Source organism: Polynucleobacter kasalickyi (assembly GCF_900176405.1).
Classification (GTDB): domain Bacteria; phylum Pseudomonadota; class Gammaproteobacteria; order Burkholderiales; family Burkholderiaceae; genus Polynucleobacter; species Polynucleobacter kasalickyi.
The window spans coordinates 1-20,498 of the sequence record NZ_FWXJ01000014.1 but is presented as its reverse complement, the minus strand read 5'-3'; the positions used below and the strand labels follow the sequence as shown (position 1 = coordinate 20,498).

The following is a 20,498-nucleotide window of genomic DNA, read 5'->3' as shown; positions in this document are numbered from 1 at the left end:
ACACTTTTGGAATGAAAAATCATGGGGATAACAAGCAGTAACGAATAATTACTGAAACTAGCAAGTAAGCAAAAGTGTGGGTAAAAAATTAGGGCTGAACAAAATCACCATAAATGAGATAATTATCCGAACAAAATTAAAATAATTAATTACAAAAATTAACTTAGGAGAAAGCGCATGACGCAGAAATACCAACGTAATCTAATGAAGTTCTTATGTATTCTATTTGCTTGTTGTTCTTTAAACATTTTTGCGCAAAGTTTCCCATCGAAGCCAGTACGCTTTATTGTGACTTACCCACCAGGCGGTAGTTCTGATTTAATGGGACGCTTAATGGCTAAGAAATTAAATGATTATTGGGGTCAGCCTATTATTGTTGAAAACAAGAGTGGTGCCGCAGGTTCAATTGGTATGGACTACGCAGCGCGTCAACCAGCGGATGGGTATGCTTTTGTCCTCGGTAATATTGGACCCGCATTGATTAATCCTTTAATCAGCAAAGTTACCTACAACATGGAGAAGGACTTTATTCCGGTTGCAATGATTTCTGCGGGGCCTAATGTATTAGTTGTGCCGGCTAATTCACCCTATAAAACACTCCAAGATTTACTCAATGCAGCAAAAGCTAAACCAGATTCTTTAAATTTTGGTACCAGTGGACCAGGTAGTATGTCGCACATTGCCACAGAAATGATCATGCGTGAAGCAAACCTTAAAATGACGCATGTGCCCTATAAAGGCGGTGGGTTAGCATTGATTGATTTAATGGCAGGACAAATTGACTTTATCGTATCAGATGCATTACCTGCAGCAGAGCACATTAAATCAGGAAGAATCCGCCCATTAGCGATTACAAGTACGGCAAGAACTTCATTAGTACCGGGAGTGCCAACCTTTTCTGAAGCAGGCATGCCAGGATTTGCTGCCTTATCTTGGTGGGGTGTCTATCTGCCAGCTGGCACACCAAAAGACATTCAGGAGAAATACCATACTGCTTTGGTAAAAATTATGAGTGATCCAGAAATCAAAGAGCGATTTGCAGGTTTAGGTGTGCAAGCGCAAGCAACGAGTATGGATGAATTTAAGGCTTTTATCAGTGCAGAAAATGCAAAGTATTCAAAATTAATTACTGAAAATAAAATCAAAGCTGATTAATGAATGAAGGCGGTTGATAGAGGAGGCTCTATATGACCTCCTCTCTTCAAAATACTATGCTTCAAACGGCAATACCGTCCAAAAAGTTGAGGATGTTAAATTAGCATTTAGCTATTTTGAATTTGTTTAAATTTTTAAATTTAAACACTGAATCGCGTTGGCACCTAAAATATTGTATCGATCGTCATCGCTAAGTTCCGGAGTATTCATAATGTGCCCAACCGGATCCTCCTCCCAAGGAATGGGCCAATCAGGGCCAATCATTAACTGACTGGGTCCTACCTCAGCAGCAAGATGTCTAAGAGACTCCCCCGTAAATACTAAGGTATCAAAGTAAATTTGTTTTACATATTCTGTTGGCAATTTCTTCAACTGAATTTTAGGATTACAGTTTGCTGGGGAATGGAACAACGACGATTCATTCTTGGAGCATATGAACCTAAAAACCCACCACCATGTGCAGCTAGAATTTTAAGTTTAGGAAACTTATCAAAGATTCCCTCAAAAAAGTCTTAGATTTATTATTTATATCTCATACTATAAAACCAAAGAAAAAATCAGAGACCCCTATTTACCCTAAGATTTCAGAATCAAACCCTGAATCGCTACTAGTACTGTAGACACTTTTTAGACGAATATTTAGTCTATTAGGAGGTGTCATGAGTAAAGTTAAAGGTGTTACAGAAGTCATGGAAGTACCTGAAAGCACCACGGTCCAAAAGTGGACTTAAAGGTGATCTTTAAACTAGCGTGTTTGATTAAAAAGCTGAGTCCTGGATGGATTTTGCAGGAGCTGTTGATTAGATACTTCAAAAAAATATTGCTTAGCCAAGTTTTTTGGATATGATAGATACTATATATATAAAAATACTGACATCCATTTCTCGCATGCACTTTGGCACTTTGCGAGGATTGTACGAAGGTAAATAACTAAGGAGACAGAAGTTCAATGAGTAAAGATCCACGAGTTGAGTCAGCTATTGCCCATTGGGGGCCACGCTTTGTGTCGAATGGTATTTTATTGACCGATTTTCAAGAAGTGACGCAAGGAATTGATCGCTGGGAAGATTGGACAAGTGCTTGGTGCAAAAGAGCGCTCGTCCACGAAAATCTCGGCAAAGAGGCCCTAGATCAACAGTTTTTCTTGAGTGCTAGTGAGCATTTATCCCGTGCTGCGGTGTATTATCATTTTGCCAAATTCGTATCTGTAAATGATATCGATGTGATGCGCACAGCGCATATGAAGGCGGTTGAATGTAAGCAATTAGCATTGCCCTATATGCGCCCACCAGCGGTACGCGTTGAAATTCCTTATATGGGGAAAACCTTGGCTGGTTTCTTACGCTTGCCCCATGGAACCCAAGGGGCTCACGGTGCCACCGGTGCTAATCAAAAACCACCCGTACTGATTATGGTCCCAGGCCTAGACTCAGCCAAAGAAGAGCTGGAAGCTTATGAGCTGCCTTTTTTGGCGCGCGGCATGGCCACTTTACTGGTGGATGGTCCAGGCCAAGGTGAAGCGGAATATGATTTCCCAATTCGTGGGGATTATGAGGTGCCAGTCAAGGCAATCGTCGATTGGTTGATACAGAGAGATGATATTGACCCTACCCGGATTGGTTTATGGGGTGTGAGCTTAGGTGGCTACTACGCTCCAAGGGCCGCTGCTTTTGAAAAACGCTTGAAGGCGTGTATTGGTCTTGCCGGGCCTTATGATTTTTTTGATACCTGGGATCAATTGCCACCCGTTACTAAAGAGGCTTTCCGGGTGAGAAGTCATTTAGCGACCGAGGCGCAGGCGAAAGAATATAGTAAAACGCTGACCATGAAAAATGGCATTGCTCAACAAATTACTTGCCCCTTGTTTTTAGTGACGGGTAAGTTAGATCGCTTAATTCCTTGGCAGGATACTAAGCGCATGGCAGATGAGGCTTCTGGACCAACCGAATTATTAATTGTGGAAGATGGTAACCATATCGCAAATAACCGCCCTTACCGATATCGACATCGCACAGCAGATTGGATGGCTGAGCAATTAGGTTTGCCACGCATTTAGTAATCTTTAAATAGGAATAAAAATGACTCAATGGCGATTGATGAGAAGTAAAGCAATCCATTTAACTTATGTTTTGCTGTTTAGTATGGGTCTTGGATTTACCCATTTAAACGGGTTTGCCCAAGCCTTTCCGAGTAAACCCATCAAACTGATTTCTGGGGCAACGGCAGGTAGCGCCTCAGATATTATTGCTCGCTCTATTGCAGAAAAATTGCAGAATGAATTTGGCGTTTCTGTGATCGTCGAGAATAAACCCGGAGCTGCTGGGACACTGGCGATTCAGACTATTTTAAATTCTCCTGCAGATGGGCATTCTGTCTTTGTTTATACGGGAGCGCACACTGTTTTACCTCTGCTCAACAAGGTCAGTTACGATCCAGTGAAAGACTTTTCTGCTGTGGTCCCTCTTGCCGTCGTCCCTAACGTGATGGTTGTATCGCCAAATAAAGGTTATAAATCGGTGAAGGATGTCGTGGCAGCGGCTAAAAATATGCCAGGGCAACTCAATTATGCGTCGGCTGGCTTAGGTAGTGCAACGCATATGAGCGCAGAAAAATTTAAATTAGCCACCGGCATTGACGCGGTGCATGTGCCCTACAAGGGTTCTCCTGAGGCCATTACTGAGACGATGACTGGACGCATCGATTACTTTTTTGCGCCTTTAGTCTCAGCCTTACCCATGATTAAAGCGGGTAAATTAATTCCTTTAGCAGTGAGCACACCAAAGCGCTCGTCCCAATTACCGGACGTTCCTACCTTAGCTGAGGCAGGTATTGCAAAATCAGAATATTTGTTTTGGATCGGCATGTTGGTGTCTTCTAAAACGCCTCGCGACATTGTGAATAAATTAAATCAATCCACTTTAAAAGCGCTGCAAGACAACGAAGTTAAAGAGCGCTTAGTGAGTCTAGGAGCAGAAGCATTGCCAATGACCCCTGAGCAATTTGATCAATTAATTAAAGATGAACTCACTACGAATGCAATCGTTATTAAAGCGGCAGGCATTAAATCTGAGTAGGTGAAAATCTGCTGAGTAGGTAAAATCCAATCAGATAACTGCTGCGTTTAGCAGTTATCTGGATTGGATCATGAGTCAGTCCCAAAGCGGTGCTCTGCCAGCTGGGTTTGCTATTCTGCCATCAGGTTTGGCTAGTGCGTGGATTTGTGCCATCTCTGTTGGAGTTAGCGTGAAATTAAAGATATCCAAGTTCTGCGCAATCCGCTCTAGGTTAGACGATCTTGGAATGGGAATAATATTGCCTTGTTGCGTGAGCCAACGTAAAACAATTTGGGCGATGGATTTATCTTTGTTTCTTGCTATCTCAGTCAAGACTGGATCATCAAATAAACGACCACGCGCGAGTGGACAATACGCCGTAAAAGTTAAGCCTTTGCTTTGACAAAACGCTAATAATTTACTCTGATCTAGGTAGGGATGATACTCCGCTTGTAAAGACACAATGGGTTCAGGGCAGAGCGACATCGCCTGCTCAAGGAGGGCAATATTAAAGTTGGCTACACCAATATGGCGAGTTAAGCCTTGTTGCTTGGCTAGCGCTAAGGCAGTCATTGTTTCAGCCATGGGAATATTGTCAATCGTTGGCCAGTGGACGTGCAGCATATCCACATAATCGACTTGAAGATTTTTTAAACTCTCATCCACTGATTTGGCAAAAGCATCTTTAGAGAGGTATTCGTGGGAGACTTTAGTTACTAAGAAGATCTCGCTGCGTGGCACACCCGATGCACGAATACCTTCGCCGACGCCTTTTTCTGAGCCGTATTTCCAGGCCGTATCAATATGTCGATAGCCTAATTTTAAGGCATGGCAAACGAGTTCGGCACAGTCTCCTAATTGAGAAGTTCCAAAGCCAATTTGAGGAATACTACATCCTTGCGAGGTAATAACAGGTACAGATGTTGCGTTAATCATATGTGCTCCTTTTTGTATTTAATTATTAGATAATCATCTTTGATCAGGGCTTTTGAGTTAAATGATATCAATTTAGTACCAGGATTAAAGAGAGTATTAATATCTTATCATTGGATTTGAATGGGGGGATTATGGATGTAATTGATTTCCAAAATCTAACTCATTATTGAACAATTATCCACTCAAAACTAACATGTAGATTCGTGTTTTATTCTGCTATTTAAAACACTCAATTCTTAATATCTTCTAAATAACTCGCATTAATCAATGAGAGTGTTTTTGTCGCTCTAGTTACTGCAGTATATAACCATCTAAAGTCACTCTCATGTTCGAGCTTTCCTTCAAGAAAAACACCAGCATGAGGCCATTCACCCCCTTGAGATTTGTGGCAGGTTATAGCGTAGGCATACTTAATTTGTACGGCATTTATATAGGGATCATGTAGTAAGTCTTTTTTCTTTTCTTCAACTGTCAAGTTTGCTAACTTAGTTCGATTATTCCAGTCAACGTGAAGACCTATTGATTCAGACTTATCTAAAGCATTCTCTGGTGAGTTTAATAAGTTTTCAATTACTTTCACTTGCTTATCAAATTTATTACTTTCAATAAATTCTATAGGCCTAATTAAAATATCTCTAAATAATAAATTTACAGTTTCAGGTTTATGTTTAAATCGGCTGCTTTTTTCTAGAACTACAGTAATAATTTGTCTTTCTGATAATTCAATAATCGAGTATATATCTCCGTTGTAGCAACCATATTTAGAACTATTTGTATTAACAATAATCAAGTCATTTATCTGTGGTTGGCTTGTATCTAGACCTTTAAATCTTCTTGATCTTATGCTTTTGTTGAAGCCATGCGCATTTTGATTGGAACGAGTGATCATTATCCTATTTGCAAGGCTTTGGTTTGAGACTTCTTTTTGAACTGATATGGCATCTGAATGATAAAAATCTTTATCATTGAATTTTAATGATATGAACCCATTTTTTTTATCGTTAATTTGAGATCTAATTATTTCTGCATTTTGTAATATCAAACTATTTTCAGACTGTCTCATAACTTTAGTTAATTCATAAAACTCAGGAAGTTTTGTTAATTTAAAAGTCCGACTCATATACAATATATCTAGAGCAGGTGATGAGTTCTCTCGTACTGGGGGTAATTGATAGGAATCTCCAACAAACAATATTTTGGTAGATGTATTCTTTCTGTGTATTACCCCTATTTGAGTAAGTAAATCATTTAACAATCTGCCTGTTCCAAAATTTAGATCTCCTTGAGATCCTAATGAATCCCCAATTAATGATGCTTCATCAACTATGTAAATCTGAGCAAGGTTTTCTTCTTCTTTTAATTTGAAATTTAAGGAGAAGTCACTTTCCTCAAAAGCCCTTTGTTGCGATTCGGGGTCTTCTGACATTTTTATTGAGTTACTGTCTAAAACATATATCTCTGAGTGAATGGTATTCGCTTGAACCCCAGTTTTTTTTGTTATAACTCTAGCAGCTCTACCAGTTGGTGCTAGTAATGAAAGGGTTTTCTTTCTTTTTTCTATTAGCTTTACAACGTACTTTAAAAGGGTAGTTTTTCCTGTACCAGCTCTACCAGAAATAATTGCTATTTGATTATCGTTGCTGAGCCAATTATCAATTTGGGTAAGTATTTGAATTTGTTCCTCATTTAAAGTAATACTTGTATCTTCATCTAAAGAAAGTTCTGTAGGTAAAAGAATTGTCTCAAGGATTGTTTTTCTTTTACGAGGATATTCACCAGTTAAATTTTTATTGTCAAATGTGATCCCAATAGCCTCATCCGACGAAGTTCGGGTAACTATCCAGTTTTTTTTATTAAAATCAGTTTTTAAATCGAATTCATGCAATTCAAGAATGGCATATTTATAGCCATAACTTTTAAGATGATCCTCACATTTCTCTATTTGTGATGATGGTATTTTTAATGAATGAGTTAAATCTGCGGGTAAAGAAATATTTAATTCTATCGCTAAATCTTTTGCCTTATCCCCGTAGCAATATAAGGTTTCTTTATTTCCTTGAATAACTATTATTTTCAGATTAAATTGATCTATAAGTATTTTCGATATTTCTGAAAACTTCATTATGCTGATAGCCTTTATATTTCAGGTAAAGCGTCAGGGTTTTTTTGATGATGTGCTTCATTTAGTATATCAAATGTAGTCTATATCCCGTCGGGTAATAGGCTGTTGTTTTTTATCCCAAAAAATGAAAAATTAGTGGGCATGAAACTAAACTCTGAAGAACTTCTGTTATTACTTACCAATAACATAAAGAAATATCGTAAAGCTAAAGATCTAAGCCAAGAAAAGCTTGCATTAGCTTCTGGAATTGATAGAAGCTCCATAGCTGAGATTGAAAGGTGTAGAGCAAATCCGTCCCTAGATTTACTTTTAAAAATTAGTAATGCATTAGACATTGAACCTAGTAATTTACTTGAGTTTTAATCCCCCCTAAGTTTCTACAATTTGAGTAATTATAGGAACCTACTTTATTAACTTCAAGTTTTATACTGCTTCAGGAGTACTTACTCGGTTGATGGAAGATTTTAATATTGGTCAAAGAGTCGGGACTTCAATCATTTTCTCGGGTAGTGATCGTGATTCGATTCGTAAATTATTAGCTACTGAAGGAATCGATGTAGAAACGACACAGCTTGGACAGTGGCAAGAATTAAGTTGAACTGATAGTTTGGAGTTTAGTCACAATGAGAAGATGACGAGCTCATCCGTTAGGCAAAACCGAGTCGCTATTAAAGTCTTACCAGGGAATTTATTATGTCTCGGTGAACAGAAAACATCTTTACGAATCAGCTGAAATCTTGATATCGACTGGCAATGGTTAGTAGCCAATTGTGATCACACATCTGTTTTGCTAGTAGAGAACTGGGAAGCATTCGATAAAATCCATCAAGTTACTTTTGATCTCTCCCTTGCAGGTAAAAACCCTTTAGTAGTTTTTAGAGGAAGTCCTATCTATCGTCAAGATTATGTTATGGCTCTGTTAAATGGCTTAGCACTACCAGTCTTTTCCTTTGTTGATCTAGACCCTTCAGGCCTGATTTTGGCTATGAGCACACCTCATTTTGAGGGGCTGATAGTTCCTCCTACTCATGAGTTGGTATCAGCGTTAAAGTCTATCAAGAATTACTCCCGCTATCGTAGTCAGTTGATGCAGTCTCAAAGTATTTTGAATAATGCGACTCATCCGGATATTGTTACGTGTTGGAAGTTACTGCAAGAATATGGGACAGCTTTGCCGCAAGAGTATTTTTTGATGAAAAGAACACCTTAAAGATTCTTGGTTAAAAGCTCAAACTGAGTTGGCATTACTAAATGATTGGCCTTGGCGATACCAAATCCTCTGATCAGTTACAGGTAAAACTGTTGATCGGGCTGATTAATAAAATGGGCATGCTCGTCTAGTTTATCTACCAAGGTCTTTTGCGGCATCAGGAGTATAAATACTAAAAGCATATAATCTTGGCACCTTGTCTCCCACATTCATAAAGGAGAGAGCAGCTAACCTAATGTTTCTAATGGAGTTTGTCCTAAGTATCTGATAAGAATTTTTAACAAATTTAACCGCGTACTCAACCATATAATAGTCAATCCCACAGTGGTACCCCTACCATCAAATTAGCTTCAAATGTAGTTGGTAAAGATGTTCTTGGCATCTCAAACCCTTTTATCATTGGAAATTAATTAACAAAATAAAATATGACACTTCAAAAAATTATTCTAAAAGAAGAGCCAAACTGGTATTTCAAGGGTATTGGCATGCTTCAACACAATTATGCGTTCATTCATGAAGAATCCGAAGGTAAAGCAATTGTTTATTTTTGTCATGAAAATGGATCTCTCTTGAATGAGACACCAAATCAGATCAACTGGACTGAAGTTAGTGAAGAAGATGGAAACTTGCCCTGCATCGTAGATTCCCTAGAATTTCCAAATACTGTAGTAGCTGATTTTCAATTGAGAACAAATCACTTTAGTTTAATTTCTGAGGAAGGACCAGAAAGTAATTTTGATCTTGATGGATGCCCTACAGGTATAAATTTCTTTGATATGCGTGAATATCAATCTGGTATCTATTCAAAACAAAGTAAATACTGGAATCATATGAATGATCTTTTGTTTGAATATTATTATGCAATTTGGATTGAGAAAAAAAATTCAGAATCAAATGAAATAACTGACAATGAAAAAGATTAGAATTTAAAACACCAACAATGTTTTTATGCTGTCAGTAAACTTTATTGCGCTGCGTTGTTGAATCCACTCTTTCATAATAGAGAGATTTCATAAAACAAGCTTTAGTTAACCCACACTTTTATTTTAATTCTACAAATTTTTTAGGTAGTCACACGTCGATGATTTCCCAACAATAATCAATAAAGATTTCGCTCGGCTCATACCTACATAAAGTAGCTCTCTATTTTGTGTGATATCGATTGAATCCAATCCCCATAAAATAACAATTGATGCCTCAAGTCCTTTAAATCTATTTACTGTTTCTATCAAAATATTGTTTTGATTCCGAACACCATCTACGGTCCAATTGACTTGCTTTGGTAAAGGCAGTTTATTTAATGCAAAATGATAGTCAGATTTATTCAATTTATCCGCAATTAAGACAACAATATCCTCCGGAGCTACCCCTTGCCTTACGATATACTCAACAATACGGGCGTGAATCTTGGTTGCTTGAGAAACTAAATTTTCTGACGCATCAAATTGAACATCTATGCCTTCAATTTCGGGTGGACTAACTGGTAAACCTTTATAGTATTTGTATGAGGCAAAATGAATAGGAAGAGTGTTTCGGCAATTAGTAGTTAGTGAGATTGGAGTTTCTCGGATGGGAAAGCTTCCAGCACGATCATAAAGATCTTGGTTATCATCATAAAATACATAAAGAGGACTATTGTCATAATTTGATAAGAGTAATTCCAGTGGTAACCAAAAATCCTCTAAAAAATCTTGACCCTCGTCGCAAACTATCGCATCGTATCGATCAGGAAGAATATCAACCGAATAAGATAAGGCATTAGGGAGTTGAACTTCATACTCTCCCATCCCAGGGTATGAAATCATCGCCTCTTTTTTAAGGTTTCTGCCTGAAGAACGACTTGCTCTCTCAATCTGCCGATAACAAAGTTGGTGAAAACTCATTACTTCTAAATTTTCAACCCCTTTACAAAGGGTTGATAAATAGTCAGCAAGTGGACGGTTAAAACAAGTTAAAAGTGTTCGAAAACCCTCTGATGCAAGTCGACGAGATTTTTCAATTGCTAAAACAGTCTTACCAGTGCCAGCTCCTCCGCTAACCGCAACTCTTCGATGAGATCTCAATAGGTCTAAAACTTTAATTTGATCTTTTGTAAGAATTAACCTGAGGGCTTCTTGATCAAATAATTGAGATGCAATCAAAGGCATAAGAGTAAATGACCTTGCAAAAATTTTTTTAAAAGTTTCAATCCCTCTCATTCCAATAGGACAGAATTTAGGTGTGTCATTTTGCCAATACTCAAATGCAGAATCAATCCAAGATTTTAAATCCTGAAGATTTCTTGAAGAACCAATAAGGGCGGAAGGCATATCTGGTCTTATTAAAGAATTAACATCACCTATATCAGGGAAAAAAACAGCATGGCCTTTGAGAACATTCTTTAGAGATAAAGATTGCCAACGTTCATTTTCATTTAATTTAGCTCGAATCGAGTATTTTGACTTCATTGCTTGATTTATTGGATTTTGGATTTCATGTTTTTGGGCCTGGCGGTCTACTGAAAACCATTGCCCTTTTTGAGAGTCAAATTCAATCCCACCTCCTTTAACCTCAATACATAAATATCCAAAATCAGGATGGCAGACAACGAAATCAATTTCACCATCCTTGGATTGCTCATCCTGAAGTCTCAAAATCCAGCTAATTTGGAAGAAAACCACAAAACTATCAGATAATCTATCCCTAATGGCCCTGTAGACCTTTGCTTCTCCTCTTGAAGGTAATTCAGATAATTGAGACTCAGAAAGTTCAGGTATGATTTTTGCCATGTGTTACTTTATTATCTTCATTACTGTTTCGTTATAGGCGAGCCCACGTAAACCTTTATTAGTAAAATTTACCCATATAAAAAAAGATGATCCCTTTAACTCTATTGCATCAATAACGCCTAATCCTAATTCTGTATGCTCTATTTTTGCACCTTTTTTTAGAGCGCGTTTGGGATCGGGACTTTCATCAATTACTGTATAACGCCAGTTACCATCAAACATAAATTTTGTAACCTTAGCAGATGGATTACAAATCGGATATACATGTATACATTTTGGATCTGAGACAAATTCAACAACATAAAGCCAATATTGATTTCCATATTTTAGAGAGTGGTTAAATTGCAAACTTGACAATCCAACACCAGTATTGTTCCATTCTCCACTAACGCCTTTAACTTCAATATATCTTTTACTATCTGAGCGAGGATTACGACTAATAATGTCATATCCTGGTTGGTTTAAAGCCATTTCTTCAGGGTCTCGACCTCGTTCTTTTTCATATTGGCAAACTGCTTCTCTCGCAATAGATTCAACTGCAAGGTTATGTTGATTATTATCTAGTTCATTTTGATGTTCAGAGATCTCTGATTTAGGTTTCACATAGGACCTTAATACGATGTCCCATTGTGATTTGTGTTTTGGGCGAGTTTTTCTTACAGGGTTATCGTCATCAAATAAATTAGCGGTGGCTTGACTTACATTTACATCGTCGTTAGCTTGCCTTTCCTTTTCTTTAGAAAAAGTTGAATCAATTATTTTTTGAGTCTGACTTGATGGTTGAAAACTCGATAGATTATGTTTGTGGTTATTAGAAAATGGAGAATTTTCGATTGGGTCAATAATTCTTTTACCTATTATTGGCAAACTTAAACTGGCTTTAGTCGACGCTTCTTGATCAATTAATTCAGACTCTGAATATGTACCAATATTATCAATATTATCAGATGTCAAGTCACCCATTTGAAAATCTCCTATTTCACTTTCCAAAGGAGGAATACCGGAATCAGTAAGATTTTGGTGGGCTTGAGAAACAGAAATACTCATCATGGGACCTAAGCTTAAGTTGAGTTTTGCAATTTCGTTTCCAGACTCTTCTGGCATCAATTGATGAAAAATTGCATTAAGTATTCCAGGCCAATTGTTAACAAGTATGGGGCGTCGCAAAATTAATTTTTTTTCGACTTTGTCGAAGAAAGATGTTGCATTAATAGGAGGAGCATACACCCAACGATCGTTTATTTTGACAGAAGCTTCAATTTTAAGATGATCATAGCTAACTGTACTGAGTCCAGAAAGAGCATTTCGCATCCTTTGCCTTATTGCTACTGTCTTGTCATGCATATATCTTTCAATAACATCAATACGTTCTTTTAAGGTTGCTGTAATTTCATGTAACTCTTCAGGTAATCCTTCAAAGGAGTCAAGAACTAATTTAGCGGACTCACTAAGTTTTTTAACTCCAAGTTTTTCAATGAATGTCAAAAGTTCGGGTGTTTGCTTTGTAAGAGCGCAATCAAGTTCACTGTTAAAAAAACTCACAAGCCATTCACTATCTTTCAGAAGAACTTCATCTGGGAATTGGAGTTGGCCGGATAAATTTAGTATCATTGGGGTTTTTTGTAACCTTTGAAAATCTTCGGCAACTATTTCGTTGTGTTTATCTAATTCAGCAATCTCTTTCAAACAAAATTCGTAAACTCCTCTGTCTACTCCTATTAATTGAATTTGCTTTTCATAGCACTCCTTAACAATTTTGATAACTATGTCAATTAAATCTTTCCCATCAGGTTTCTGTTTGACTCCAATACAATCGAAAAAAAATGTTAAATTTTTATAGTCTTCTGGAAGAGTATATGCAAACCGTCCAAGTTTTTGTGAAGTCCAAAAACACTCATTGGGACTAAGAAAGATTTTTTTCTTTTCAAAATAAATACAATTTACTGTTTTTAGAGTTGCTACAAGAGTGTCTTTCTCTTTTGCACGTTCATTAAGTACCTCATAAGTAGTTAATGTGGGTTGAGTGCCATTTTTTATAAAATTTTTAAGATGATTAATTACTATAGCTGTATTGGGGGTCCATGTAATCCCCAGTTTTTCAAGCACTTCTTTTTTTAGTCGACTCTGATTTGCAAAGCCAAGAACATTTACCTGAGACCTAAAAGCTGCAGCCCTATATGGGGTATATAAACTTCTTGATTCATACCAGTTTTCAGAATCACCCTCTGCTGGAAAACATTTTTCATTTCGGAGATTGTTAATTGCATCATTAAAAGTATCTAAATCTTTCCACTGATCATATTTTTCACAAAGCACGTAAAATGCCTCACTACTATGTTTTATCGCTTCTTCAGTTGGTTTATTGTGATTTGAAATAGAAATAATCCTATTTACGAGGTGATTCGGAATAGGCGATTTGAGAATTTCAAGGCTATCAATAAAGTTATTAACCGATATTTTGTTAGGCAATCTATTAATATCAAGCCAATGATGATTTCCATCTCCAAGTATTTTTACAAGTACATCAGTTTTTCTGTATATGTTTTTCGGTAAATTCCAACCTCCATCCATTGTTGGAGCAATTTTGATAGATTTTAATTTTTGAATAATTTCAGAGTCATCTAATATGTTCTGATGACTAGCCAACTCAATCATTAGGGAGTTATATTTGTGAAGATTAATGTCTCTTCCTTCATTAAAAAAATTAGATAAAACATCCAAGATATATGCTTTTAAAGTTAAAGTCTTTATCGTTAACTTAGCAGAGAAAAATTCTTTGACAGAATTATTTAAACCTGACATATCAAGAAGATTGGCTTCTCCAGTTGGATCATTAAAGTTACCGGGCATCAAGACATTTTTTGCTGTATTTAGTCCTGTAGTTGTAAGCCAAATAGGTAGCATTTTTAGACCTTCATAGGTCGTAATATCAGCATTGTCCAGTAAATCCAATTCTGCGAAGATTTTATATAGTGCAATCAAATCTTTTTCTGAAGTAGAAATAACTTCATTAATTGGCAATGATTGATTCGTTTCTTGAATATGTTTAAAAACTCTCTCCAGATTTAAAGGAGCAATTAAGTCTTTAAATTTTTCAAATTCGTGAATGTAACGGTTTGCAATTTGAAGATTTGGAAGCAGAGTATTAATTTCATGATACTTAAATTGGAGAGGCAATAAATAGGCTTGAGAAATTTTAATAGGATAGAAGTTTTCAGTTACTAAGATTGGTATTTCTGATAATTGTTGGTATATTTCTTTTGGGGATCCCTGTAGGGAGTTTTTATCAGGCATTAGTTCATTTATAGTTTTCCAAATTGGCTGATAAAAGTCGGTGAATTTTTTTATTTCAACTTTTTCAATTAAGGTGTTAGCTAAAGTTTCCTCTAATAAATTAACAAGTCTTTCAAAGGTTAAGATAGGTGTTCCAAACTGAATTAAGATATTTCTAAATTTTCGAAGATCTTCAACTGGAACTACTGCGCCCATTTGTTGAAGTGTATTGATCTGAGCAATATCCAATTTATTTGTTAAATAGACATTTTCTGGAATATAAAAGCTTCCATCACTTACTCGAACAATATGTGATTTGGTAGCACTTTCTTTTAACTTATCCCAAAAGAGCTTAAAACAATTTGGGTAGTTTGGTAAAGTTGACATCTGTAGTGCTGAACTAAGAATTTGCCATAAATTAGCTTCACCTATAGTTTGCATCAAAGAAACTAAATCCCTAGCAAGTTCTGTTGCTGCAACTTCAAGTAGCATTTCGTTCCAAGCAGATTCGTGCTGATTACCATTTAAGATGATACTTTTTCTATCAGCCTCTGGGAAAAAATCTGCATTAATATGTAAAGGGACTTCGATAGATTGTTCAGTAGGTAAAAAAGCATAAAGTAAACCACTCTTCAGAGGCTTTGGGTCTATTCTTAGTGCAATACTAACTTTTGTGCTTCGACTAAAACTCTTTAATCTAGGATAAGATTCATATAGTGGTAAAGCGGATGTTGAAGCATCAGCTTGCAATATATGCCATTCTTCAACTTCTCCAGTTGGTCGAAAACTAACAATTAAATCTGAACCACTTCCTCTGTCGAGGTCGCAAGCTAAGATAAGCTCTCCATTTCTTCGAATTTCTGCTTTGTTTATATGCTTTAAAAACAATAGGCTGTTTCTAAGAGTTTTTTTAAAATCTTCAATTAACTGTTTTATATGTGATGGACTAATATGAGATAGTCCCAAAGCAAGTCGAGCTTGAGAGTTAGAATCATCTGCCCATTTCAAGAAAAAAGTAGTGCCTTCAGACTCTTTATAAGGTGCAATTTGCCATTCTCCTTCTTCAGGGTACAGCGTTAGCTTAACCCCTGAAGAAATAATTTCAGGATGATCTGTTACTTGGTATGTGGAAACAAAACCAATGCCAAATCTTCCAATATTGTCACTATTGTTTAACTTTACTCCGCTACCTACATCTGCAATTCGATGGAAATCACAAGTGGTGTTTTGACTTTTATTAAACCCGCATGGCTTGTGTTTTAGGTCACCACAATAAGAAAATTTTCCGCTATTTAGGATATATAAACCATGATCAGTAATATCAAAGGAAATACTTTCAGCTTTTGCGTCGTCTGCATTTTGAATAAGCTCTAGGGCCATTACGTCATAGCCCTGAAGTCCAGCTAAATGACTCTTGATATTACCTAGTAAGTTCGCAGTATACGAACCCCTGATGTTTAACTGGTGCTGTTCATTCATTCTTATTCCAATTTCAAATTCGAGGGAGAGGCTTCAAATCAATATAAAAATCATAGCTTTTTATAATTCTTTAGACTTTATCATTGAAAACAAAAGACGAGAATACGTAAATTAGAATAAATACCTCTTACCTTTGACGCTACTTTCACTAAATTCGTTAGTTCTTTAATCTAACTGTCACCTCAATTCTCACCCTCCGAATCTATCAAAAAAATATAACTATTTAGGAATTTTTTATTTATGACTAACAATTGAGGACAACTTAACTCGAAGCTAAAACTGTAGTAGGATTGCACTATGTCTGACATTTCCGAATTAACTCAAAAACTCATCGCCTTTAGAGATGTCCGTGATTGGAAGCAATTTCATAATCCGAAGGATTTAGCTATTGCACTCTCTATTGAATCAGCTGAATTGCTTGAAGCCTTTCTTTGGAAATCTTCTGAGCAAGCCTCAAAAGATAAAATCAAAGAAGAGTTGGCCGACGTTCTAGCCTATGCATTTTTACTTGCAAATGAATGTGGCTTAGATGCCGCTGAAATAGTTTCAGCTAAGATTGAAGCCAATAATCTCAAATATCCGGTTGATAAAGCCAAAGGAAGCGCTAAGAAATATAACGAGATATGAGTCTTTGCACTTATTCTTTGCTTTAATTCTTTGCATTAAGTCGGTCTTCGAAATAAGCCTGAGTTTCAGGATCTGTACAAAAGATGTAGCACCCTTTCATTCCACGCGTCATCAAAGTTCGGTAGGTATTTCGAATAATATCGTCAGCTTTCTGATTAGCGAGTTCTGGATTAGTCTTTAAAAGTTTCTTAAAACCACTAATGGATTTGTCTGTCTTCGCTCTTGCGCTGGGATTCGTAATTACTTCACCATTACGCACCAGTAGATCGTCACCAATGATCACTCCTATATAGTCAACTTCTAAACCTTGACAGGTATGGATACAACCAACTTCTGATACTGAGTCAGGTGCTTGAATCCATAAAGACCCATCCGTATCTAAATTCCATTGCATACCAAAGTCGTATTGTGGAAGGCTAATATCGAATGCCGTTTTATCAGCCCGACTAATCCAATTCCAACAATAGCCTGCAACCATTCTTGCTTTATTGTTGATCTTATTTTTCTTAAAGATTAATTCTTTTAACTCATTAGGAGTGGCTAAAACCTGAAAATCATACTCAAGCCTATCTAAGGTCTTGTTAGCCGTCTCCCTAATACCCAAAACATCATCTAACCAAGCTAGATATCCATTTGAACCATTACATCTAAATTGGGACTCTAATGCCATATGGTGTACTTTGGCATTTTCTAACTTAGCCCATTTTTTTATTTCCTCTTTGCTGCCAATATCACTAAAGGTCACTTTCTGATCCTCATCAATGAAGAAGATGGCTAACTTACTCGATTTAATAATTTCTTTAACTTGGTTTTCACCCTTATTTTTAAACATTCCTGATTTTTCATTGAGTCGATGGGCTTCATCTACCACTAAAACATCAAAAACATCACGCTCTAATGAATGAAATGAGCCTGAGCCAGAAAATAAGTTGGATATGGCAGTCTTGGTCATTGAGTTAGTCAACTTTACTTCGTACACAGCTCTAGGTGCGGCATTCTTGGTAATGTATTGTGCAACTAATTGAAGCTGCTGAATGATGTTTACCAATAGATTGACTGCTACGACGGATTTACCAGTGCCGGGACCACCCTGAACAATCAATACATTTTTATTGCTAGGGGTTGATTCTTTTGCCAACTTCATCGCTGTTTCATAAACCAGCTTCTGCTCATCAAGCATAATGAATTCAGGGTTGCCAGCGATCATTTTTGCCAAACTATCTGCTAGGCTCTTTGAAGGTTTAATTTTCCCGTTCTCTATGCGAAACATTAAATTAGACTTATCTCCGAACTTCACAAAACTTTTAATAAAAGTTTTAAGCTTTTCCTTCTCAGCTTTACCTTTGAGAAATACTGGAGCTTTTTCAAGATAGGGCTGATAGAAGCTATTTTTAATAACGTTATCTTCTACATAGTTATGCAGGTAGGCGCATGGAGCTAAATGAATGTTATCTGTATAGACTGTTTCATTCAATTGATTGAGTAATTCACTATAGGACCAAGCCTGATAAGAAGGATGACTTGTCTCACCCATACCATGCTGAAACCTTGTTTTAACAATCGCGTCCTTATCTGTTTTCTCAGCGGACTCCCATTGCTTTAACTCAATAATGACGACTTGATCTTTTTTATCTTGATTCTGACCTGTCAATATAAAATCAATGCGTTTCGATGTTTGAGGGATTGAATACTCAATGCTGACTCCAGCATCTCCAGGAATATCTTCGTCGTCAATCACAGCTCCCATAAATCGCATGGACTCTTGCCATGATCTCAGTTCATTTTTGGCAACTTTATGACCAGTTTTTTGCTTATAAGTTGCCTCAATGATTTCGTGGATTTCATTGGAAATTAAATCCTTTATGAATCGTTCTTTGTTGGATTGGTAGATGATCATTTCAAATCCTCATAATTTCCTTTATAAGGTATGACATGTCTTACCCCACCTTTAGGATATTCCACATCACCTTTACGTCTTGGAATTAAGTGAACATGACAATGCCAAACTGATTGACCAGCGGTCTCACCACAATTCATACCAATATTGAAGCCATCAATATTTGGGTCTAACTTCAACAATAATTCTTTTTGGGAATGGAGCAACTGATGAATTGCATTTAATTCTGGTTGAGATAATCCGAAATAATCTAACACGTGTCTTTTGGGGATAAATAAGGAATGATGTTCAGTTACTGGAAAACCATCTCTTATTACAAAAGCTAATTCATTTTCTTCAACAATTCGAGTTCTATCAATCGTTTGAACATCGCAAAATAAACAACCATGAAGTCTGTCTTCATACATCGCATTCAATTTACGAAAGTCCGTATCGTCTTTATTATTCTTTTGTGCATTGCAGGTATAACAAAGAGCTTGGTAATTAGAAATATCATCTTTTCCGCCAAGGCTTTTAGGGGTAATGTGATCAACTTCAATATTTTTAAATTCATTAGAAATCCCACATAATTCACACCGACCACTAGCTCTTTTTAAAACTTCATATCGAATTGAACCAGATACTGCCCTTCTCCCTCTCCTACGATGGCTCCACTGAGCCCCATCTCTTTTTTTTTCATAATCTATGATTTTTTGTTCACATAATGAAATTAACTCATCGATTTCACCATGGGTTAAAGATTCAACTCCAGCAAGAGAATAGAAGCCTTTATCTTTAGTTGTGATTTTTCGCTTATTCGTTAAAACATCACCAACCATTCGTTTAACAATCTGTGTGTAATACTCAATTTGAGACGGGTCGCGATTCAGGATGGCTTGAGCAATTTCTTCTACTGAAGCCTTGCCCTCATTTTTCAATAATTCCATCAACATAACTGGCTGATAAATATGAGCCATTGTCATATCTTTTGAGATGAATTGAAGAAGTTGAGAGTATGTCATTTGAAATATATTTTAATTCTAATATATACCAAATTTGTAAAAATTATCAGAAGTGAAAATTCTACTTCTAAATTCGCCTCAGCTAACCTGCAGGAGATTACCTTTTTTTTCGCGAGTCGGAAGTCCCCAATCGAATGGGCAAGGCAGAAGCATTTGTTAAAACGTTTAAACGGGATTATGCCTATATCAACGACACCCTAATTAAAAAAAAGTTAATGCATGGTGGTGAGTTGAGTTAACCCCATCAATCCAAAAAAGCTCCTTCTTAGAGTTCTGTAATGCAAAGCTTAATTAATGATTTAAGTTATATGATTTTTTTATTAAATAAGTCCAATATTTTTCATTCTTATTAATTTGTGTTTTTCTGAGCTTATGTGATCATTTATTGATTCATGAAAATAAATATTGCAAATCTTACATTTTCTCCCTCTTAATTTTATCTTTTGATTAAGTACTTCTTTTTCTTTTTTGGTAGGTTTATTTCTTCGAGATAAGATTGAATGAGCATCTTTATTTATAGGTTTTGCACCAAATGTTTTCAGTTTTACCAAAGGTGAATCAGCCATATTACATTCCCTAATTTTTGACTAGTTAAAAAAACTATTTGTTACGGTGGATTAAAGTACGAGTTGCAACACATTTTTAGGATAGCCTAAATAAATGAATAGGCTTAAGTCTAGCCATTTATATAAAAAACTATGTTCGGTAGAAAAAGCGGCAATGACAGTTATTAGTGGCGAGTTAACAATCTTTAATCAATATTTTCAAACAATAAATAATCAAGATTTTGAATCTCCAAAAAATTTACATCAATATTTGAAGTGTTTGTGGATTGCCAATATTAAAGTAATCATGATTAAATTATTATGATTGACCTTGCCCTCGTTAAACATACTTCTTAACCGCTTCAATTATGCAACCTTTTTCTGAGCTGCATACCATCGCTTCTCAAACTCCATTGGACTTACAAAACCTAA

The 20,498-nt window shown here is 36.4% G+C and carries 16 protein-coding genes; 8 read left to right on the top strand and 8 right to left on the bottom strand.

Annotated elements, in window-relative coordinates; all coding sequences use genetic code 11:
* Positions 1-177 precede the first annotated feature (177 nt).
* A complete protein-coding gene (locus tag B8983_RS11635) occupies positions 178-1,155 on the top strand; it encodes a Bug family tripartite tricarboxylate transporter substrate binding protein (RefSeq protein ID WP_084285157.1) in 978 nt (325 codons plus the stop codon).
* 126 nt (positions 1,156-1,281) lie between these two features.
* Here B8983_RS11635 and B8983_RS11630 read toward each other — a convergent pair whose 3' ends face one another.
* Entirely contained in the window at positions 1,282-1,566 is a 285-nt protein-coding gene (locus tag B8983_RS11630) for an amidohydrolase family protein (protein ID WP_084285156.1), read from the bottom strand.
* A 538-nt stretch (positions 1,567-2,104) separates the two neighbouring features.
* Between B8983_RS11630 and B8983_RS11625 the strand changes: the two genes are divergently transcribed.
* Together B8983_RS11625 and B8983_RS11620 are read left to right on the top strand one after the other, a co-directional pair.
* Positions 2,105-3,211 (top strand): alpha/beta hydrolase family protein, encoded by a 1,107-nt coding sequence (locus B8983_RS11625; RefSeq protein WP_084285154.1) that lies wholly within the window; start codon positions 2,105-2,107, stop codon positions 3,209-3,211.
* 22 nt (positions 3,212-3,233) lie between these two features.
* Entirely contained in the window at positions 3,234-4,229 is a 996-nt protein-coding gene (locus tag B8983_RS11620) for a Bug family tripartite tricarboxylate transporter substrate binding protein (RefSeq protein ID WP_084285152.1), read from the top strand.
* A gap of 75 nt (positions 4,230-4,304) precedes the next feature.
* On the opposite strand, the gene B8983_RS11615 is transcribed toward B8983_RS11620, so the two are convergent.
* Both B8983_RS11615 and B8983_RS11610 read right to left on the bottom strand, forming a co-directional pair.
* Entirely contained in the window at positions 4,305-5,144 is an 840-nt protein-coding gene (locus tag B8983_RS11615) for an aldo/keto reductase (RefSeq protein WP_084285150.1), read from the bottom strand.
* A 229-nt stretch (positions 5,145-5,373) separates the two neighbouring features.
* Complete coding sequence (locus tag B8983_RS11610) at positions 5,374-7,266, bottom strand: ATP-dependent DNA helicase (protein WP_084285149.1); 1,893 nt, start codon at positions 7,264-7,266, stop codon at positions 5,374-5,376.
* A gap of 141 nt (positions 7,267-7,407) precedes the next feature.
* Here B8983_RS11610 and B8983_RS11605 point away from each other — a divergent pair, with 141 nt between their 5' ends.
* From B8983_RS11605 to B8983_RS11595, 4 genes are all read left to right on the top strand, one after another.
* A complete protein-coding gene (locus B8983_RS11605) occupies positions 7,408-7,629 on the top strand; it encodes a helix-turn-helix transcriptional regulator (protein ID WP_143736175.1) in 222 nt (73 codons plus the stop codon).
* 91 nt (positions 7,630-7,720) lie between these two features.
* The gene (locus B8983_RS14040; RefSeq protein WP_159460895.1) at positions 7,721-7,864 is read left to right on the top strand and encodes a hypothetical protein; all 144 of its coding nucleotides are present in this window, start codon (positions 7,721-7,723) and stop codon (positions 7,862-7,864) included.
* Between the two features lie 144 nt (positions 7,865-8,008).
* A complete protein-coding gene (locus B8983_RS11600; RefSeq protein WP_439650390.1) occupies positions 8,009-8,476 on the top strand; it encodes a DUF7281 domain-containing protein in 468 nt (155 codons plus the stop codon).
* Between the two features lie 425 nt (positions 8,477-8,901).
* Entirely contained in the window at positions 8,902-9,399 is a 498-nt protein-coding gene (locus tag B8983_RS11595) for a hypothetical protein (RefSeq protein ID WP_084285142.1), read from the top strand.
* A gap of 129 nt (positions 9,400-9,528) precedes the next feature.
* Here B8983_RS11595 and B8983_RS11590 read toward each other — a convergent pair whose 3' ends face one another.
* Together B8983_RS11590 and B8983_RS11585 are read right to left on the bottom strand one after the other, a co-directional pair.
* Positions 9,529-11,244 (bottom strand): DEAD/DEAH box helicase, encoded by a 1,716-nt coding sequence (locus B8983_RS11590; RefSeq protein ID WP_084285140.1) that lies wholly within the window; start codon positions 11,242-11,244, stop codon positions 9,529-9,531.
* 3 nt (positions 11,245-11,247) lie between these two features.
* Positions 11,248-15,996, bottom strand: a complete 4,749-nt coding sequence (locus B8983_RS11585) for a protein NO VEIN domain-containing protein (protein ID WP_084285138.1) — start codon at positions 15,994-15,996, stop codon at positions 11,248-11,250.
* Between the two features lie 297 nt (positions 15,997-16,293).
* Here B8983_RS11585 and B8983_RS11580 point away from each other — a divergent pair, with 297 nt between their 5' ends.
* On the top strand, positions 16,294-16,623 hold the full coding sequence (locus B8983_RS11580) for a nucleotide pyrophosphohydrolase (RefSeq protein WP_084285136.1): 330 nt from the start codon (positions 16,294-16,296) through the stop codon (positions 16,621-16,623).
* 22 nt (positions 16,624-16,645) lie between these two features.
* Here the strand turns inward: B8983_RS11580 and B8983_RS11575 are convergent, their stop codons facing one another.
* The 3 genes from B8983_RS11575 to B8983_RS11565 all read right to left on the bottom strand — a co-directional run bounded on the left by B8983_RS11575 (position 16,646) and on the right by B8983_RS11565 (position 20,087).
* Positions 16,646-18,520 carry a DUF2075 domain-containing protein gene (locus B8983_RS11575; protein WP_084285134.1) on the bottom strand — a complete coding sequence of 625 codons (1,875 nt, stop codon included), beginning with the start codon at positions 18,518-18,520 and terminating at the stop codon, positions 16,646-16,648.
* Positions 18,517-19,476: an HIT domain-containing protein gene (locus B8983_RS11570; protein WP_200806902.1), complete on the bottom strand. Its 960-nt coding sequence runs from the start codon at positions 19,474-19,476 to the stop codon at positions 18,517-18,519. Before B8983_RS11570 ends, B8983_RS11575 begins: the two co-directional genes overlap by 4 nt.
* A gap of 365 nt (positions 19,477-19,841) precedes the next feature.
* Positions 19,842-20,087, bottom strand: a complete 246-nt coding sequence (locus B8983_RS11565; protein ID WP_084285131.1) for a hypothetical protein — start codon at positions 20,085-20,087, stop codon at positions 19,842-19,844.
* Between the last annotated feature and the right edge of the window lie 411 nt (positions 20,088-20,498).

Excerpts from the sequence above, each read along its gene's own strand:
- B8983_RS11635 (WP_084285157.1), top strand. The coding sequence starts at position 178 with ATGACGCAGAAATACCAACGTAATCTAATGAAGTTCTTATGTATTCTA.
- B8983_RS11625 (WP_084285154.1), top strand. The coding sequence starts at position 2,105 with ATGAGTAAAGATCCACGAGTTGAGTCAGCTATTGCCCATTGGGGGCCA.
- B8983_RS11620 (WP_084285152.1), top strand. The coding sequence starts at position 3,234 with ATGACTCAATGGCGATTGATGAGAAGTAAAGCAATCCATTTAACTTAT.
- B8983_RS11615 (WP_084285150.1), bottom strand. The coding sequence starts at position 5,144 with ATGATTAACGCAACATCTGTACCTGTTATTACCTCGCAAGGATGTAGT.
- B8983_RS11610 (WP_084285149.1), bottom strand. The coding sequence starts at position 7,266 with ATGAAGTTTTCAGAAATATCGAAAATACTTATAGATCAATTTAATCTG.
- B8983_RS11605 (WP_143736175.1), top strand. The coding sequence starts at position 7,408 with ATGAAACTAAACTCTGAAGAACTTCTGTTATTACTTACCAATAACATA.
- B8983_RS14040 (WP_159460895.1), top strand. The coding sequence starts at position 7,721 with ATGGAAGATTTTAATATTGGTCAAAGAGTCGGGACTTCAATCATTTTC.
- B8983_RS11595 (WP_084285142.1), top strand. The coding sequence starts at position 8,902 with ATGACACTTCAAAAAATTATTCTAAAAGAAGAGCCAAACTGGTATTTC.
- B8983_RS11590 (WP_084285140.1), bottom strand. The coding sequence starts at position 11,244 with ATGGCAAAAATCATACCTGAACTTTCTGAGTCTCAATTATCTGAATTA.
- B8983_RS11585 (WP_084285138.1), bottom strand. The coding sequence starts at position 15,996 with ATGAATGAACAGCACCAGTTAAACATCAGGGGTTCGTATACTGCGAAC.
- B8983_RS11580 (WP_084285136.1), top strand. The coding sequence starts at position 16,294 with ATGTCTGACATTTCCGAATTAACTCAAAAACTCATCGCCTTTAGAGAT.
- B8983_RS11575 (WP_084285134.1), bottom strand. The coding sequence starts at position 18,520 with ATGATCATCTACCAATCCAACAAAGAACGATTCATAAAGGATTTAATT.
- B8983_RS11570 (WP_200806902.1), bottom strand. The coding sequence starts at position 19,476 with ATGGCTCATATTTATCAGCCAGTTATGTTGATGGAATTATTGAAAAAT.
- B8983_RS11565 (WP_084285131.1), bottom strand. The coding sequence starts at position 20,087 with ATGGCTGATTCACCTTTGGTAAAACTGAAAACATTTGGTGCAAAACCT.